The 14,360-nt window shown below is 68.6% G+C and carries 17 protein-coding genes; 9 read left to right on the top strand and 8 right to left on the bottom strand.

Going from position 1 to position 14,360, the window contains the following annotated elements; genetic code table 11:
* Positions 1–8: 8 nt before the first annotated feature.
* Positions 9–176: a hypothetical protein gene (locus tag ACIPQB_RS21740; RefSeq protein ID WP_446487331.1), complete on the bottom strand. Its 168-nt coding sequence runs from the start codon at positions 174–176 to the stop codon at positions 9–11.
* A 94-nt stretch (positions 177–270) separates the two neighbouring features.
* Between ACIPQB_RS21740 and ACIPQB_RS21735 the strand changes: the two genes are divergently transcribed.
* Together ACIPQB_RS21735 and ACIPQB_RS21730 are read left to right on the top strand one after the other, a co-directional pair.
* The gene (locus tag ACIPQB_RS21735; protein ID WP_446487330.1) at positions 271–1,188 is read left to right on the top strand and encodes a LysR substrate-binding domain-containing protein; all 918 of its coding nucleotides are present in this window, start codon (positions 271–273) and stop codon (positions 1,186–1,188) included.
* 152 nt (positions 1,189–1,340) lie between these two features.
* A complete protein-coding gene (locus tag ACIPQB_RS21730; protein WP_446487329.1) occupies positions 1,341–1,562 on the top strand; it encodes a ribbon-helix-helix domain-containing protein in 222 nt (73 codons plus the stop codon).
* Between the two features lie 2 nt (positions 1,563–1,564).
* On the opposite strand, the gene ACIPQB_RS21725 is transcribed toward ACIPQB_RS21730, so the two are convergent.
* Positions 1,565–1,813 (bottom strand): hypothetical protein, encoded by a 249-nt coding sequence (locus ACIPQB_RS21725; protein ID WP_446487328.1) that lies wholly within the window; start codon positions 1,811–1,813, stop codon positions 1,565–1,567.
* A gap of 11 nt (positions 1,814–1,824) precedes the next feature.
* Entirely contained in the window at positions 1,825–2,049 is a 225-nt protein-coding gene (locus tag ACIPQB_RS21720; RefSeq protein ID WP_446487327.1) for a hypothetical protein, read from the bottom strand.
* A gap of 138 nt (positions 2,050–2,187) precedes the next feature.
* On the opposite strand from ACIPQB_RS21720, the gene ACIPQB_RS21715 reads away from it, so the two are divergent.
* Both ACIPQB_RS21715 and ACIPQB_RS21710 read left to right on the top strand, forming a co-directional pair.
* Complete coding sequence (locus ACIPQB_RS21715) at positions 2,188–4,584, top strand: ATP-dependent helicase (RefSeq protein ID WP_446487326.1); 2,397 nt, start codon at positions 2,188–2,190, stop codon at positions 4,582–4,584.
* A gap of 91 nt (positions 4,585–4,675) precedes the next feature.
* The gene (locus ACIPQB_RS21710) at positions 4,676–5,512 is read left to right on the top strand and encodes an AraC family transcriptional regulator (RefSeq protein ID WP_446487325.1); all 837 of its coding nucleotides are present in this window, start codon (positions 4,676–4,678) and stop codon (positions 5,510–5,512) included.
* Between the two features lie 180 nt (positions 5,513–5,692).
* On the opposite strand, the gene ACIPQB_RS21705 is transcribed toward ACIPQB_RS21710, so the two are convergent.
* On the bottom strand, positions 5,693–6,043 hold the full coding sequence (locus ACIPQB_RS21705) for a nuclear transport factor 2 family protein (protein ID WP_446487324.1): 351 nt from the start codon (positions 6,041–6,043) through the stop codon (positions 5,693–5,695).
* 454 nt (positions 6,044–6,497) lie between these two features.
* On the opposite strand from ACIPQB_RS21705, the gene clpS reads away from it, so the two are divergent.
* The 4 genes from clpS to ACIPQB_RS21685 all read left to right on the top strand — a co-directional run bounded on the left by clpS (position 6,498) and on the right by ACIPQB_RS21685 (position 10,777).
* Positions 6,498–6,827, top strand: a complete 330-nt coding sequence (clpS, locus tag ACIPQB_RS21700; RefSeq protein WP_007672483.1) for an ATP-dependent Clp protease adapter ClpS — start codon at positions 6,498–6,500, stop codon at positions 6,825–6,827.
* 11 nt (positions 6,828–6,838) lie between these two features.
* Positions 6,839–9,160 carry an ATP-dependent Clp protease ATP-binding subunit ClpA gene (gene clpA / locus ACIPQB_RS21695; protein ID WP_446487323.1) on the top strand — a complete coding sequence of 774 codons (2,322 nt, stop codon included), beginning with the start codon at positions 6,839–6,841 and terminating at the stop codon, positions 9,158–9,160.
* 124 nt (positions 9,161–9,284) lie between these two features.
* Positions 9,285–9,617: a hypothetical protein gene (locus tag ACIPQB_RS21690; protein ID WP_446487322.1), complete on the top strand. Its 333-nt coding sequence runs from the start codon at positions 9,285–9,287 to the stop codon at positions 9,615–9,617.
* A gap of 266 nt (positions 9,618–9,883) precedes the next feature.
* Positions 9,884–10,777, top strand: coding sequence for a hypothetical protein (locus tag ACIPQB_RS21685; protein WP_446487321.1), 894 nt, complete (start codon positions 9,884–9,886; stop codon positions 10,775–10,777).
* A gap of 18 nt (positions 10,778–10,795) precedes the next feature.
* On the opposite strand, the gene ACIPQB_RS21680 is transcribed toward ACIPQB_RS21685, so the two are convergent.
* Positions 10,796–11,227 (bottom strand): HIT family protein, encoded by a 432-nt coding sequence (locus ACIPQB_RS21680; RefSeq protein ID WP_446487320.1) that lies wholly within the window; start codon positions 11,225–11,227, stop codon positions 10,796–10,798.
* 60 nt (positions 11,228–11,287) lie between these two features.
* Between ACIPQB_RS21680 and ACIPQB_RS21675 the strand changes: the two genes are divergently transcribed.
* Positions 11,288–11,872, top strand: a complete 585-nt coding sequence (locus tag ACIPQB_RS21675; RefSeq protein WP_446487399.1) for a DUF4287 domain-containing protein — start codon at positions 11,288–11,290, stop codon at positions 11,870–11,872.
* Positions 11,873–11,903: 31 nt separating this feature from the next.
* Here the strand turns inward: ACIPQB_RS21675 and ACIPQB_RS21670 are convergent, their stop codons facing one another.
* The 3 genes from ACIPQB_RS21670 to ACIPQB_RS21660 are packed head-to-tail and all read right to left on the bottom strand — an operon-like array spanning position 11,904 to position 14,295.
* A complete protein-coding gene (locus ACIPQB_RS21670) occupies positions 11,904–13,064 on the bottom strand; it encodes a GNAT family N-acetyltransferase (RefSeq protein WP_446487319.1) in 1,161 nt (386 codons plus the stop codon).
* Positions 13,061–13,834 carry a glycerophosphodiester phosphodiesterase family protein gene (locus tag ACIPQB_RS21665; protein ID WP_446487318.1) on the bottom strand — a complete coding sequence of 258 codons (774 nt, stop codon included), beginning with the start codon at positions 13,832–13,834 and terminating at the stop codon, positions 13,061–13,063. The genes ACIPQB_RS21670 and ACIPQB_RS21665 overlap by 4 nt, the downstream gene beginning before the upstream one ends.
* The gene (locus tag ACIPQB_RS21660; RefSeq protein ID WP_446487317.1) at positions 13,834–14,295 is read right to left on the bottom strand and encodes a RidA family protein; all 462 of its coding nucleotides are present in this window, start codon (positions 14,293–14,295) and stop codon (positions 13,834–13,836) included. Before ACIPQB_RS21660 ends, ACIPQB_RS21665 begins: the two co-directional genes overlap by 1 nt.
* Positions 14,296–14,360 lie beyond the last annotated feature (65 nt).

The raw sequence follows: 14,360 nt of genomic DNA, 5'->3' as shown, positions 1-14,360 counted from the left end.
TTTTGCGGTCAGCGCGGCGCCAGGTAGCGCATCGGCTTGCGGGTCGGGGCGGGCCGGGCCGCAGCGGCGGCGCGGCGGCGCGCCCGCCGGGCCTTGGCGGCGGTGACCAGTTCCTGGACCGCCAACACCCAGCCGAATGTGGTTTCCTTATGGGTCTTGAAGACTTCGTCCATCATCGGGTGCCTTTTTATCCGCTGTGATGGCGGTAAAATCGCGCCGATGCCGCTGCGTGACAAACGCGGTGTCCTTGGGTATGAATAAGCTGCCCTTATGTCAGACATCCTCGCCAGCCTGCCGCTCAGCGCCATCCGGATCTTCGAGGCGGCCGCCCGCCTGAAGAGCTTCACCCGCGCCGCCGACGCCCTGGGGATCAGCCAGGCCGCGGTCAGTTGGCAGGTCAAGGCTCTGGAGCAGCGGCTGGACCAGGCCCTGTTCGTGCGCCTGCCGCGCGAGGTGGCCCTGACCCCGGCCGGCGAGCGGCTGTCGCGCGCGGCCACCGAGGCCATGGGCCTGCTGCGCGCCGCCGTTTCCGACCTGGTCGACACCGAAGAGGGGGTGCTGTCGATCACCACCGTCCAGAGCCTCGGCGCCCAGTGGCTGGCCCCGCGGCTGGGCGGCTTCCAGATCGCCCACCCGAAGATCGCGGTGCGGCTGGACGCCTCCAGCCGGACCGTCGACCTGCTGCGCGAGGATGTCGACCTGGCCCTGAGGAGCGGCCGGGGTCAATGGCCGGGCCTGGAGACCCACCTGCTGGTTCCTTCCGTGCAGACCGCCCTGTGCACCCCCAGCTTCCTGCAGGCGATCGGCGGTCTGGCCGCGCCGGCCGACCTGGTCGACGTCCCGCGCATCGGTTCGTCCGCCGAGTGGGCGACCTGGTTCGCGGCTGCGGGCGTGACCTGGGCCACGCCGCCGGCCGAGCCGCGGCTGCGGGCCGACGCCCAGGCGCTGGAGGTGGCCTCGGCCCTGGCCGACCAGGGCGTGGCCCTGGGCTCGCCGATCTTCTTCGCCCGCGAGATCGCCCAGGGCCGGCTGGTCGCGCCGTTCGACGTCGCCCCCCGCTATGGCGGCGGCTACTGGATCGCCTATCCGGCCGAGCGCCGGCGCACGCGCAAGATCGCCGCCTTCCGCGACTGGATCCTGGCCGAGGCGGCCGCCGACCCGCTGATCGCCCGCTATCGCGAGGCCTGAAGGCCGCCAAGCGCCATCTTCGGTTGATTTGATCGGCGGGGGGACTTGCGCCGCCACGCGCATAGGGCATCCTTCCGGCGAACCCTATAGAGAGGCCGTTGCGTCACCTTCATTCCGGTGGGTTCCCGTGACGGCGACTTGGGGACGGGCCAATGGGCAGTCTGAAAAAGCGTTCGATCAACCTGGCCGGCCACGCCACCTCCCTGGCCCTGGAGCCGGAGTTCTGGGCCGTGCTGCAGGCCGCCGCCGCGGCCGACGCCATCAGCATCGCCGGCCTGATCCAGCGGATCGACGCTGGACGCGGCGCGCGGCCCCTGGCCTCAGCCTGCCGGGTGTTCGCCCTGCACTGCAATGCGGCCGGCCCGAAGGGCTGAGCCTAGCCGTTGGTGACGCCCGGCCCTGGCCTGGGCAGGGGCGCAGGGTTCGGATTAGGGGCGGTGTCGCGCCGCGGCAGGACGGGGGCCGCCGGCACGCGCATCGACAGGTCGCCCGGCCGCACCGCCAGCACGCCCGAACGCCAGCCGCTCCAGACCAGCGCCGCGATCAGCGCCAGCAGCACCGCCAACAGGGCCGCGCCGATCCATCCGGTGTGGTGGCGGGGATGGACGCCGGGGTCATGGATCATCGCCGCCGCTCCTAGCCGCCGGGCTGCGGCGCGCTCGGCGGCTTGGGCGCGTCGGGGACCTTGGGCGCGGCGGGCAGTTGCGGCGCCGAGGCGCTGATGTCGACGTCGACCTTCTTCTTCTGGGTGAAGCCGCCGCTGAACATCAGAAAGGCCAGCACCGCCACGACGACCACCAGGGCGCCGACGATGAAGGCCATGCCGGCGCCGCCCCCGCCCGTATTGGAATCTTCGGCCATGTTCGGCCTCCTTGTCGCTTCCGTCCCGCAAGAGAAACGGCGCGGTGGAACCGAGGTTCCGGTTCCCGCCCGCCGGCTGGCCTGCGGGATCGCGGGGCTGGGGCTTAAGCCGGCCGATCTTTGTGCTACATATGTTCCATGTCCCTAGGCCCCGACTCGCACAGCTTCCCCGGCGACCTGCCCGCCCCGCGCATCTCCGACCTGGCCCGCCCGCGCGCGCCGGAAGGCTCCCGTCCGAACTATCTGGAGGGGCTGAACCCCGAGCAGCGCGCCGCGGTCGAGGCCACCGAAGGCCCGGTGCTGGTGCTGGCCGGCGCGGGCACCGGCAAGACCCGGGTGCTGACCACCCGCCTGGCCCACATCCTGGCCACCGGCCGGGCCCGGCCGTGGGAGCTGCTGGTCGTCACCTTCACCAACAAGGCCGCCCGCGAGATGCGCGAGCGGATCACCCACATCATCGGCGACGAGGCCGAGGGCCTGCGCTGGCTGGGCACCTTCCACTCGGTGGCCGCCCAGATCCTGCGCCGCCACGCCGAGCTGCTGGGCCTGAAGTCCAGCTACACGATCATCGACACCGACGACCAGGAACGGCTGCTCAAGCAGCTGATCGAGGCCGCCAACATCGACGCCAAGCGCTGGACGCCGCGGACCCTGGCCGGCCTGATCGACGCCTGGAAGAACCGCGGCTGGACCCCCGACAAGGTGCCGGCCAGCGAGGCGGGCGAGTTCGCCGCCGGCAAGGGCGTCAGCCTCTACCGCCAGTACCAGGAACGCCTGCGGATCCTCAACGCCTGCGACTTCGGCGACCTGTTGCTGCACAACATCACCCTGTTCACCAGCCATCCGGACGTGCTGGCCGACTTCCAGCGGCGCTTCCAGTACGTGATGGTCGACGAGTACCAGGACACCAACGTCGCCCAGTACCTGTGGCTGCGGCTGCTGGCCCAGGGCCGCCAGAACGTCTGCTGCGTGGGCGACGACGACCAGTCGATCTATGGCTGGCGCGGGGCCGAGGTCGACAACATCCTGCGCTTCGAGCGCGACTTCCCCGGGGCCAAGGTCGTCAAGCTGGAGCGCAACTACCGCTCGACCGAGCACATCCTGGCCGCCGCCTCGGGCCTGATCGACGCCAACAAGAGCCGGCTCGGCAAGACCCTGTGGACCGAGGCGGCCGGCGGCGAGAAGGTCAAGGTCAGCGGCGTCTGGGACGGCGAGGCCGAGAGCCGGATGGTCGCCGACGAGATCGAGAAGGCCAAGCGGGCCGGCCGCAAGTACAGCCACATGGCCATACTGGTCCGCGCCTCGTTCCAGATGCGGGCCTTCGAAGAGCGCTTCGTGATGCTGCAGATCCCTTACAAGGTGGTCGGCGGCCCGCGGTTCTTCGAGCGGGCCGAGATCCGCGACGCCCACGCCTATCTGCGCCTGATCCAGTCGCCCGACGACGACCTGGCCTTCGAGCGCATCGTCAATGTGCCCAAGCGCGGCATCGGCGACACCTCGGTGCAGAAGCTGCTGCAGATCGCCCGGGCCGAAGGCATGTCGACGGTCGACGCGGCGCGGGTGATCATCGGCGGCGACGACCTGCCGGCCCGCACCCGCACGGCGCTGGCCAACTTCCTGCGCGACCTCGACCGCTGGCGCGCCCTGGCCGCCACCACCCCGCACCAGCGAGTGATGGAGGCGGTGCTGGAGGAGAGCGGCTATACCGACGCGCTGCGCCTCGACAAGGGCCCCACCAGCCAGACCCGGCTGGAGAACCTGAAGGAACTGGTGCAGTCGATGAGCGCCTTCGACACGCTCGAGGGCTATCTGGGGCACGTGTCGCTGGTCATGGACCTGGACAAGGGGGCCGGCGACGACGCGGTCTGGATCATGACCCTGCACTCGGCCAAGGGCCTGGAGTTCCCGCTGGTGTTTCTGCCCGGCTGGGAGGAAGGCGTGTTCCCCAGCCAGCGCAGCATGGACGACAAGGGCGAAAAGGGCCTCGAGGAAGAGCGCCGCCTGGCCTATGTCGGCATCACCCGGGCCCGCGAGGAGGCGCGGATCAGCTTCGTGGCCAACCGCCAAGTCTATGGCCGCTGGACCAGCCAGCTGCCCAGCCGCTTCGTCGACGAGCTGCCCCTGGCCCATGTCGATGCGGCCTCGGAGACCGGCTATTACGGCGGCGGACCGGGCATGCAGCAGACCGCCGCCTCGCGCTGGGACGAACCGGCCGCCACCTTCAACAGCAGCGGCGGCGGCTATTCCAGCCCGGGCTGGAAGCGGGCCCAGGAACGCACGGCAGGTTTCAGCGAGCGCGGCGCGACCTGGCGGACCGGCGGCTCGGCCGCCCGTTCGGCCCCGATCGAGGGCGAGGGCCGGCTGGTCGCCGTCTCGGCCAGCTCGGCGGCCAGCGACCACAAGCGCGGCGACCGGGTGTTCCACGTCAAGTTCGGCTACGGCACGATCACCGGCGTCGAGGGCAACAAGCTCAGCGTGTCGTTCGAGAAGGCCGGCGACAAGAAGGTGATCGACAGCTTCGTCGAGAAGGCGTGAGCCGGGACCGATAGGCGGAGCGCAATCGCGATCAAACGCGGCTCTGACCGGCGCGTTATCCACACCGCACGCTTCGTCTCGAGACCCGCCCATGAACCCCGTCGAACGCGCCCTCTGGTTCATCGAAAGCCATTTCGCCCAGCCCCTGGACCTGGACGAGATCGCCAAGAGCGGCGGGATTTCGCGCTTTCACATGTGCCGCGCCTTCGTGGTCGCCACCGGTCGCCCGGTGATCGGCTATCTGCGGGCCCGGCGGCTGACGGAGGCGGCGCGGCAGCTGGCCGGTGGGGCGCCCGACATCCTGTCGGTGGCCCTGGAGGCCGGCTACGGCTCGCACGAGGCGTTCACCCGCGCGTTCCGCGACCAGTTCGGGATCACCCCCGAACAGGTGCGGGCGGCCCGCGACCTGGAACCCCTCAAGCTGGTGGAGCCCATCGTGTTGGACAGCAGCCTTCGAACCGACCTTCCCCCGCCGCGCATCGAGCAGGGCCGCGCCCTGCTGATCGCCGGCCTGACCGGCCGCTACGGCTGCGAAGGCCCCGGCGGCATCCCCGCCCAGTGGCAGCGCCTCGGCGAGCATGTCGGCCACATTCCTGGTGAGCGCGGCGACGCCGCCTACGGCGTCGTGCTGAACGGCGACGACCTTGGCAATTTCGACTATGTCACCGGCGTCGAGGTGGCCGACTTCTCCGACCTGCCGGAGGGCTTCGTCTCGGTGCGGCTGCCGGCCCGGCTCTACGCGGTGTTCCGCCACGCTGAGCACGTCTCGACCATCCGCCGGACCATGCACACCATCTATACCCAATGGCTGCCGGAGTCGGACTACGAGCCCGACGACGCGCCGTTCTTCGAGCGCTACGGCCCCGAATTCGATCCCCGGACCGGCGAGGGCGGGCTTGAGGCGTGGATCCCGGTGAAGCGCAAATAGCAGACAGGTCGGGGGACACACCCAGATCCCCCTTTTCCGTCTCCCCGGCGAAGGCCGGGGCCCAGATCATAGGGCTGTGTGTTCCGGATAAGCGTCCGACACGACGGCTGAATCTGGACCCCGGCCTTCGCCGGGGAGACGGGAAAGTATTCAGCCTTCGATCATCGCGCCCTAGCCCCGTCAGCCGTCCCAGGCATGGACGTTGGTCTGGTCGGTGATCAGGCCGTCGGCCAGGGTGAGCATCGCCGTGGAGAACACCCGCGCGCCGTCGGGATAGGCGCAGGCCTGGGTGAAGGCCAGGTGGTCGTGGTCGGCGACCACGGAGTCGACATGGTGGGTCATCGCCCGGCCGCAGACGTCCTCATAGAACGACCGGATCTCGCCCTTGCCGTGCAGCTCCAGAGGCGCGCTCGGCGGGTGGTCGCGGTCGATGATTCGCATCACCGCGTCGTCAGCGTAGAACCCGGTCAGGGCGCGGGCGTCGCGGCCTTCGATGGCCTGCTTCAGCTGGGTGGTCGTCACGGAGGTCATGGGACGGTCCTCCTCCAGGCCGCCGCGGCGAACCGCGGGGCAGGCCGACGATCGGTCGCCTCCTGGCCTGGGGAGCGGAAGTGTACGCCCGCGGCGACCAAAGACGAAACCGCCCAAAAAACAGGCAGCCGGCGATCCGTCCGCTGTCCGCCGCCCCGCAAGCCCCGCCATATCGCAGCGGCGGCGACTCACGGCGGCGCCGCGATTCCCTGCTGAGTCGGCCTTTGCCGCCCCTTGCGCACCGCTCCGAAGGCCCCCATTTCCGCGCCTCGCCGATCAACAGCCTTAACACGGCCTCCGGGCGGGTCCCCGCTATCCCAAGCGGGGAGCCACTTTGCGCGGCGCCCCTGTGTTAAAGCGGCGCAGGGACGCGGCAGCCTCTTCCAATGCCGCCGCGTTTCCATATCTAATCCTAGTAAGGCGGGTGGTTCGGCCCGCCGGGAGTGAACGGTCGATGGCCGAGCGAAAGCAAGGCGGACAGAACAACGGCGCGGGCTCTTCGGTGATCACGGAAGTGAAACCGAAGACACAGAAGCCTTCGCTCTATCGCGTACTGATCTTGAACGACGATTATACTCCTATGGAATTCGTCGTTTACGTACTTGAACGTTTCTTCAACAAGTCGCGCGAAGATGCGACCCGGATCATGCTGCACGTTCATCAGCATGGCGTCGGCGTTTGCGGCGTTTTCACCTACGAAGTTGCTGAGACCAAGGTCGCCCAGGTGATCGACTCAGCGCGCAGGCATCAGCACCCCCTGCAGTGCACCATGGAAAAGGATTGAGGAGCCTCCCCTTGCCCTCTTTTTCGCGCCCACTTGAAGAATCCCTGCATCGCGCCGTCGCTTACGCCAACCAGCGCAAGCACGAGTACGCCACGCTTGAACATCTGCTGCTGTCGCTCACCGACGACGACGACGCGGCCGGCGTCATGCGCGCCTGCGATGTCGACCTCAACGCTCTGAAGAAGAGCCTCGTGAACTATCTCGACGTCGAGCTGGCCTCGCTGATCGTCGACGACGAGGACGACGCCAAGCCGACCGCCGGCTTCCAGCGCGTGATCCAGCGCGCGGTCATCCACGTGCAGTCCTCCGGCCGCGAGGAAGTCACCGGCGCCAACGTGCTGGTGGCGATCTTCTCGGAACGCGAGAGCCACGCCGCCTATTTCCTGCAAGAGCAGGACATGACCCGCTACGACGCGGTCAACTTCATCGCCCACGGCATCGCCAAGAAGGCCGGCGCCTCCGAGCCGAAGACGGCCAAGGGCGCGACGGTCGAGGAAGACGTTGAGAAGCCCAACGCCAAGACCGGCGGCGAGGCCCTCGAAGCCTATTGCGTCGACCTCAACGAAAAGGCCCGCCAGGGCAAGGTCGACCCGCTGATCGGCCGGGCCAGCGAGGTCGAGCGCGCGATCCAGATCCTCTGCCGCCGGACCAAGAACAACCCGCTGCTGGTCGGCGAACCCGGCGTCGGCAAGACCGCCATCGCCGAGGGCCTGGCCCGCAAGATCATCACCCATCAGGTCCCCGAGGTCCTGGCGGAAGCCACCATCTACTCGCTCGACATGGGCGCGCTGCTGGCCGGCACCCGCTATCGCGGCGACTTCGAGGAACGCGTCAAGCAGGTGGTCAAGGAGCTCGAAGGCCACCCCAACGCGGTGCTGTTCATCGACGAGATCCACACGGTGATCGGCGCCGGCGCGACCAGCGGCGGAGCGATGGACGCCTCCAACCTGCTGAAGCCCGCCCTGGCCTCGGGCACCCTGCGCTGCATGGGCTCGACCACCTACAAGGAGTTCCGCCAGCACTTCGAGAAGGACCGGGCCCTGGTCCGCCGCTTCCAGAAGATCGACGTCAACGAGCCGACGGTGGAAGACACCATCAAGATCCTCAAGGGGCTGAAGAGCTACTACGAGGACTTCCACAAGCTGAAATACACCAACGACGCCCTCAAGGTGGCGGTGGAGCTGTCGGCCAAGTACATCACCGACCGCAAGCTGCCCGACAAGGCGATCGACGTGATCGACGAGGCGGGCGCGGGCCAGATGCTGCTGCCGGAAGGCCGCCGCAAGAAGGTCCTGGGCGTCAAGGAGATCGAGGCCGTGGTGGCCAAGATCGCCCGCATCCCGCCCAAGTCGGTCAGCAAGTCCGACACCGAGTCGCTGCGCGAGCTTGAGGCCGACCTGAAGCGCGCCGTGTTCGGCCAGGACGAGGCGCTGCTGCAGCTGTCCTCGGCCATGAAGCTGGCCAGGGCCGGCCTGCGCGATCCGGACAAGCCGATCGGCAGCTACCTGTTCAGCGGCCCGACCGGCGTCGGCAAGACCGAGGCGGCCAAGCAGCTGGCCTCGACCCTCGGGATCGAGATGATCCGCTTCGACATGTCGGAATATATGGAGCGCCACACCGTCAGTCGGCTGATCGGGGCTCCTCCCGGCTATGTCGGCTACGATCAGGGCGGCCAGCTGACCGACGCCGTCGACCAGCACCCCCACGCCGTGGTGCTGCTGGACGAGATCGAGAAGGCCCACCAGGACGTCTACAACATCCTGCTGCAGGTCATGGACCACGGGGTGCTGACCGACAGCAACGGCAAGAAGGTCGATTTCAGGAACGTCATCCTGATCATGACCACCAATGCCGGGGCTTCGGACGCCCAGCGCCAGGCGATCGGCTTCGGCCGCGACAAGGTGCAGGGCGAGGAAGAGGCCGCGCTCAAGCGCCTGTTCACCCCGGAGTTCCGCAACCGTCTCGACGCGGTGGTGGCCTTCAAGCCGCTGACGCCGGAGATCATCCGGATGGTCGTGCAGAAGTTCGTCATGCAGATGGAGGCCCAGCTGGCCGACCGGAACGTGACGATCTCGCTGAGCGACGACGCGGCCGACTGGCTGGCCAAGAACGGCTTCGACGAGCTCTACGGCGCCCGCCCCCTGGCGCGGGTCATCCAGGAGCACATCAAGAAGCCGCTCGCCGACGACATCCTGTTCGGACGGCTGGTCCGCGGCGGCCACGTCAAGGTGGTCCTCAAGGACAGCAAGATCGACTTCGAAATCGAAAGCGCCCCCGAAAAGCCGGGCAAGGCGCCCAAGGAAGACGAAGCCGAACCGGCCCTGGCCGAGTAGGCTTTTCAAGCGGCAAGACAGCGAGAGGCCCGGAGCGATCCGGGCCTTTTTGCTTTGGGGGAATTCTCATCAGGCTCGCGGATAGCGACTGGACAAAACATGAACAAACGAATAGATTGCAAACATGACCTCGCCGTTCGACACGCTCGACGCCTCAAGACGCCTTCGTGATGCCGGCGTGGAGCCGCGCGCGGCGGACGCGATCGTGGACTTGGTGCAATCGGCGGCCCGCATGCCTGATATCAGCGACCTGGCGACCAAGAGCGACCTCAACCAACTCGCCAGCCAGATGGCCACCAAGTCCGAACTCACCGCCCTTCGCCTCGAACTGAAGGCCGACATCAACGCGCTGGAAACCCGCTTTAGCGAAAAGCTTCGCCTGCAAGGCTGGGCGCTGATGGGCGGCATGGCGGCGCTGATCACGATCTATACCGCGCTGATCAAGCTGTTTCCCTGAGCCCTACAGCGTCCTGCAGCATCTCGTACGGCCTTTGATTTCGACCGCTTTCGTCCCCAACGCCGTCATCCCGGGCCTCTTGTGCGACGCTATTCTGTTCGGCCGGCTGGTATCGAAGGATCGGCTTGGAGAGCCTTGGCCGAACAGGCGCTTCCAACGGCAAGACAGCGGAAGGCCCAAGACGATCCGAGCCCTGTTGCTCTCGAAACGCAAGGTTGCTCGCCGCACCAGCGCCACCTAGGCTGAAGGCCGCTTCGGGGGCTTTCATGCATCAATCGCTTCGTTCACTGGCCGTCACGGCCATCACCTTGGCCTGCGTCGGCGCATGCGACGCCGCGCCGGCCAAGCCCGCGAAGATCATCGCCATGCCGGCGGCCGATCCCAAGGCCGACGCCCTGCGCGACAAGCTGGGCCGATCGGTGCTCGACACCCCCGGCGTCGTGCTGCCGGATAATCACCAGTCCCTCGACGCCGCCATGGCGCGGCGCGACTGGACCTATCTGACCTCGGTGGTCCGCGACCCCGGCAGCGCTGAAAACATGATGCGACTGCTCAACTGGGAACGCTATCAGACCTATCGCGGCGGCGGCTATGGCGTCACCTACATGTACGTCACCACCCTGGCCATGGCAGCCAATTCCTACGACAAGGCCGCCGCCAAGGACCCCAGCTTCGCCCAGACAGCGCGCGGCCTGCGTATGGGGGCCTTGACCCAACTCCTCTACACCTACGCCGTGGTCGCCGTGGATGGCGTACGCTGCGCTGATCCGACGGCACCGCAGGCTCACCGCGACCAGATCGCCGGGTTCACCGACGAACTGCGGCTTTCGGTCAATCAGCTTTCCCACCAGGAGCGCGTCACCGTCCTGATGACGGCCGTTCGCCAGGAACAGGAACTGGCCCCCGTGCGCGATACCGACCCTGACCTGTGCCGGGGTGGTCTCGACGACTTAAGCGAGGCTCTGGAATCCCATGCTGAACGAACCACCACCACGGGACCTCAGCCGGGCTACCCCGGCACGAACGTCTTGGTGCCGATCGATCCCGCCCGTCCTCCGAAATACAGTGATCGCGCCCTTTGGGCCGTGCGACAGGAGAAGGTGCGCGACGGCCTGCCCGACGCGCTCGGCGCTCTCATCGGCATGACTCGCAACAAATAGGTTGCGGCGGCGCCTGAGCTAGAGCGTTGCCGCGATCTTCTCCGCCAGCACCTTCAACTCCCCGACATCGGCCATGCCCTCGCCGTGCCGGCCGAGCGGCGCGTCGGCATAGCGGGGGATGACGTGGAAATGCAGGTGGAACACGCTCTGGCCGGCGGCGGCGCCGTTGAACTGGGTGACCACCACGCCGTCGGGCTCCAGGGCTTTAGTCACCGCCTGGACCGCCTTCTGCACCGCGCCGATCAGCCGGCCCAGGGTCTTGGTCTCGGCCTCCAGCAGGTTGCGGGCCTGGCTGGTCTTGGAGATCACCAGCAGGTGGCCGGGCGACTGCGGGAAGGCGTCCATGAAGGCCAGGACCTGGTCGTCCTCGAACACCTTCACCGCCGGAATCTCGCCCCGGATGATCCTGGCGAAGATGTTGTCCGTGTCGTAGCGTCCGTGAAGGCTCATGGTCGTCTCCTGTCCTGCGAGGCGGTCGTAGCAAACCCCCCGGGAGGCGCAAGCATGGGCATGAAGGACGGCTCCACCGAGCACCTCACCGAACGCCAGAAGAAGTGGTTCGCCTCGGTGCAGGCCAGCCTCGAGCGCGACACCGGCAAGAGCCTCGACCAATGGGTCGAGATCGTCCGCCGCGACTGCCCGGAGACCCGGCCGCGGGCCCGGACCCAGTGGCTCAAGGCCGTCCACGGCCTGGGCGTCAACCGCGCCGCCTACATCCTGTCGACGGCCTTTCCGGAAGGCCCCGGCTGGGACGACGCCGACGCCCTGCGCGCGGCCCTGTGGACCGATCCGGCCTCGGCCGCGATCCTGGCGGCGCTGCAGGCGGCGGTCGCCGGTCTCGACGGCCTGGTCACCGGCCAGCGCAAGGGCTTCACCGCCTGGTCGCGCGAATTCCAGTTCGCCGCGGCCAAGCCCGTCAAGGGCGGCGGCGCGATGCTGGGCCTGGCCGTTCCTCCCGACGCCTCCCCTCGCCTGTCGCCGACCAAGGCCGAAAGCTGGTCCGAACGCCTGAAGGCCAAGCTCGCCCTGGCCTCGCCGGCCGAGGTCGACGACGAGCTCCGGGCGCTTCTGAAGGCGGCCTGGGAGCGGTCCTGACGACCGTCGCCGAAGCCACCGCCCGGCCGGCCTAACGTTCCTCCCGGAACGGCGAATATTCCTCGGTCAGCATCTCCATCTCGGCGCTGACCGCCTGGCGCTCGCGCTCCAGGTAGCGGGCCACGGGTTCGCGCAGGGCCGGGTCGGCGATCCAGTGGGCCGAAAACACCGGGCTGGGCAGGTAGCCGCGGGCGATCTTGTGCTGGCCCTGGGCCCCGGCCTCGACGCGCGGCAGGCCCAGGCGGATGCCGTGCTCGATGGCCTGATAGTAGCAGAGCTCGAAATGCAGGAACGGCACGTCCTCGATGCAGCCCCAGTGGCGGCCGTAGAGGCAGTCGCCGCCGATCAGGTTCAGGGCCCCGGCGATCCACGGCCCGCCCGGCCGCCGGGCCATGATCAGCAGCACCTTGTCGGCCATCCGCTCGCCCAGCAGCGAATAGAAGGCGCGGTTCAGATAGGGCCGTCCCCACTTGCGCCCGCCGGTGTCCATGTAGAAGCCGAAGAAGGCGTCCCAGTGGGCCTCGGTCAGGTCGCCGCCGGTCAGGGCGACGATCTCCAGCCCCGCCTGGGCGTCGCGGCGCTCGCGGCGGATGGTCTTGCGGCGGTTGGACGACAGGGCGGCCAGGAAGTCGTCGAAGCCGCCATAGCCGTTGTTGTACCAGTGGTACTGCTGGTCCTGCCGCTGCAGCAGGCCGCGCTCGCCCATCCAGGCCCACTCGTCGGCCTGGGGGAAGGTCACATGCAGCGACGAGGCCGTCAGCCGCTCGCACAGGGTCAGAGCCCCGCCCAGCAGGGCGGAGCGGCCATCCTCGACGTCGACCCCGGGCCGGACGATCAGCCGCGGGCCGGTCACCGGCGAGAACGGCGCCGAACACTGCAGCTTGGGATAATAGCGCCCGCCAGCCCGCTCATAGGCGTCGGCCCAGGCGTGGTCGAAGACATATTCGCCCTGGCTGTGGGACTTCAGATAGAGCGGCATGACCGCCGCCGTCCGGCCGGCCTCGTCGGCGACCGTCAGGTGATGCGGGGCCCAGCCGGTGCGCTCGGTCGCGCAGCCGCTCTCCTCCAGGGCGTCGAGAAAGTCGAAGCTGACGAACGGGTCGCCCGAAGCGGCGGCGCAGGCGTCCCACGCCTCCCGACCGATCTCGGCGATGCGCCGATGGACGCGCACCTCCGCCTTGACGCCTGTCACGCGGCGAAGCCCTCGAAGATCAGGTTGTCGCAATGGTCGCGGACGCCGCTCCACTGCTCGGCCGAGCGGACGGTCCAGGCGATCACCGGCATGCCCTGGGCCCGCAGGCGATCCGCCTGGGGGCTGGGCAGCATGTCCAGGCCCAGGGCCAGGAAGTCGGGGCGGGCGATCTCGACATGCTCCAGGGCCGCCAGCGACTTGCGGATCTCCGGGGCCAGCTTGCGGGCGTTCTCGTCGGACCAGGCGTAGCTGTCCAGGCCGCGCAGAATCTGCGGCTGGTGCTCGGCGAACCAGGCGTGGGAATAGGGATTGAAGCCGATCACCGCGATCGGGCCGTTGTGGTCGAGCAGGATCTCCGACACCCGCTTCTCCAGCTCGCCGACCTCGCCGAACGGGGTCTTCAGCTCGATATAGACCATGGCCCGGTGGCCGATCACGGTCAGGGCGTCGGCCAGGGTCGGGATGGTCTCCTCGGTCCCCGACAGGGTCAGGCGGGTCAGGTCGGCGACGGCGTGGTCGCGCGGCCGGCCCTCGGCGCCCGTCAGGCGCTCCAGGTGGTCGTCGTGGAAGACCACCACGTGGTTGTCGGCGGTCAGCTGCACGTCCAGCTCGATGGCGTAGCCGGCGGCGCAGGCGGCCTGGAAGGCGGCCAGGGAGTTCTCGGGCGCGCCGCCCGGCGACCACAGGCCCCGATGCGCCACCGCCGGTCCGAACAGCAGCTTCCAGGCCTCGCCGAACACCTCGGGTGCGGGCCGGGGCCGGGCGCGCATCAGGCCAGCTCGACCACGGCGTCGACCTCGACCGCGAAGCCCAGCGGCAGCTTGTAGACGCCCACCGCCGAGCGGGCGTGGCGGCCGGCGTCGCCGAACGCCGCGACCATCAGGTCCGAGCAGCCGTTGATGACCTTGGGGATGTCGATGAAGTCGCCCGCCGCCTGGACGAAGCCGCCCAGCTTGACCACCCGCCGGACGCGGTCGAGGTCGCCGTTCGCCGCCGCCTTCATCTGGGCCAGCAGGTTGACCCCGCACAGGTGCGCCGCCTTCTGGGCCGTCTCCAGGTCGACATCGGCTCCGACCGTGCCCTTGACGCCGCCGTCGGCGTCGAGCGAGATCTGGCCGGAGATGTGGACCAGGTTCCCGGACTGGACGAACGGCACATAGTTGGCGACCGGCGCCACCGGCTGCGGCAGCACGATTCCCAGCTCGGCCAGACGTTCTTCGACCTTCGACATCACCTGCTCCAAAAACTTGGACCCATGCTTAGCGCGGCGGGATGGCAGGACAAGAAAAAAGGCCC

The sequence above is a fragment of the Caulobacter sp. LARHSG274 genome (assembly GCF_052871235.1).
The sequence above is the reverse complement of the archived record's forward strand: the minus strand, read 5'-3'. Positions and strand labels throughout refer to the sequence as shown.

Coding starts and splice junctions, on each gene's coding strand:
- ACIPQB_RS21740 (WP_446487331.1), bottom strand. CDS start 176: ATGATGGACGAAGTCTTCAAGACCCATAAGGAAACCACATTCGGCTGG.
- ACIPQB_RS21735 (WP_446487330.1), top strand. CDS start 271: ATGTCAGACATCCTCGCCAGCCTGCCGCTCAGCGCCATCCGGATCTTC.
- ACIPQB_RS21730 (WP_446487329.1), top strand. CDS start 1,341: ATGGGCAGTCTGAAAAAGCGTTCGATCAACCTGGCCGGCCACGCCACC.
- ACIPQB_RS21725 (WP_446487328.1), bottom strand. CDS start 1,813: ATGATCCATGACCCCGGCGTCCATCCCCGCCACCACACCGGATGGATC.
- ACIPQB_RS21720 (WP_446487327.1), bottom strand. CDS start 2,049: ATGGCCGAAGATTCCAATACGGGCGGGGGCGGCGCCGGCATGGCCTTC.
- ACIPQB_RS21715 (WP_446487326.1), top strand. CDS start 2,188: ATGTCCCTAGGCCCCGACTCGCACAGCTTCCCCGGCGACCTGCCCGCC.
- ACIPQB_RS21710 (WP_446487325.1), top strand. CDS start 4,676: ATGAACCCCGTCGAACGCGCCCTCTGGTTCATCGAAAGCCATTTCGCC.
- ACIPQB_RS21705 (WP_446487324.1), bottom strand. CDS start 6,043: ATGACCTCCGTGACGACCACCCAGCTGAAGCAGGCCATCGAAGGCCGC.
- clpS (WP_007672483.1), top strand. CDS start 6,498: ATGGCCGAGCGAAAGCAAGGCGGACAGAACAACGGCGCGGGCTCTTCG.
- ACIPQB_RS21690 (WP_446487322.1), top strand. CDS start 9,285: ATGACCTCGCCGTTCGACACGCTCGACGCCTCAAGACGCCTTCGTGAT.
- ACIPQB_RS21685 (WP_446487321.1), top strand. CDS start 9,884: ATGCATCAATCGCTTCGTTCACTGGCCGTCACGGCCATCACCTTGGCC.
- ACIPQB_RS21680 (WP_446487320.1), bottom strand. CDS start 11,227: ATGAGCCTTCACGGACGCTACGACACGGACAACATCTTCGCCAGGATC.
- ACIPQB_RS21675 (WP_446487399.1), top strand. CDS start 11,288: ATGAAGGACGGCTCCACCGAGCACCTCACCGAACGCCAGAAGAAGTGG.
- ACIPQB_RS21665 (WP_446487318.1), bottom strand. CDS start 13,834: ATGCGCGCCCGGCCCCGGCCCGCACCCGAGGTGTTCGGCGAGGCCTGG.
- ACIPQB_RS21660 (WP_446487317.1), bottom strand. CDS start 14,295: ATGTCGAAGGTCGAAGAACGTCTGGCCGAGCTGGGAATCGTGCTGCCG.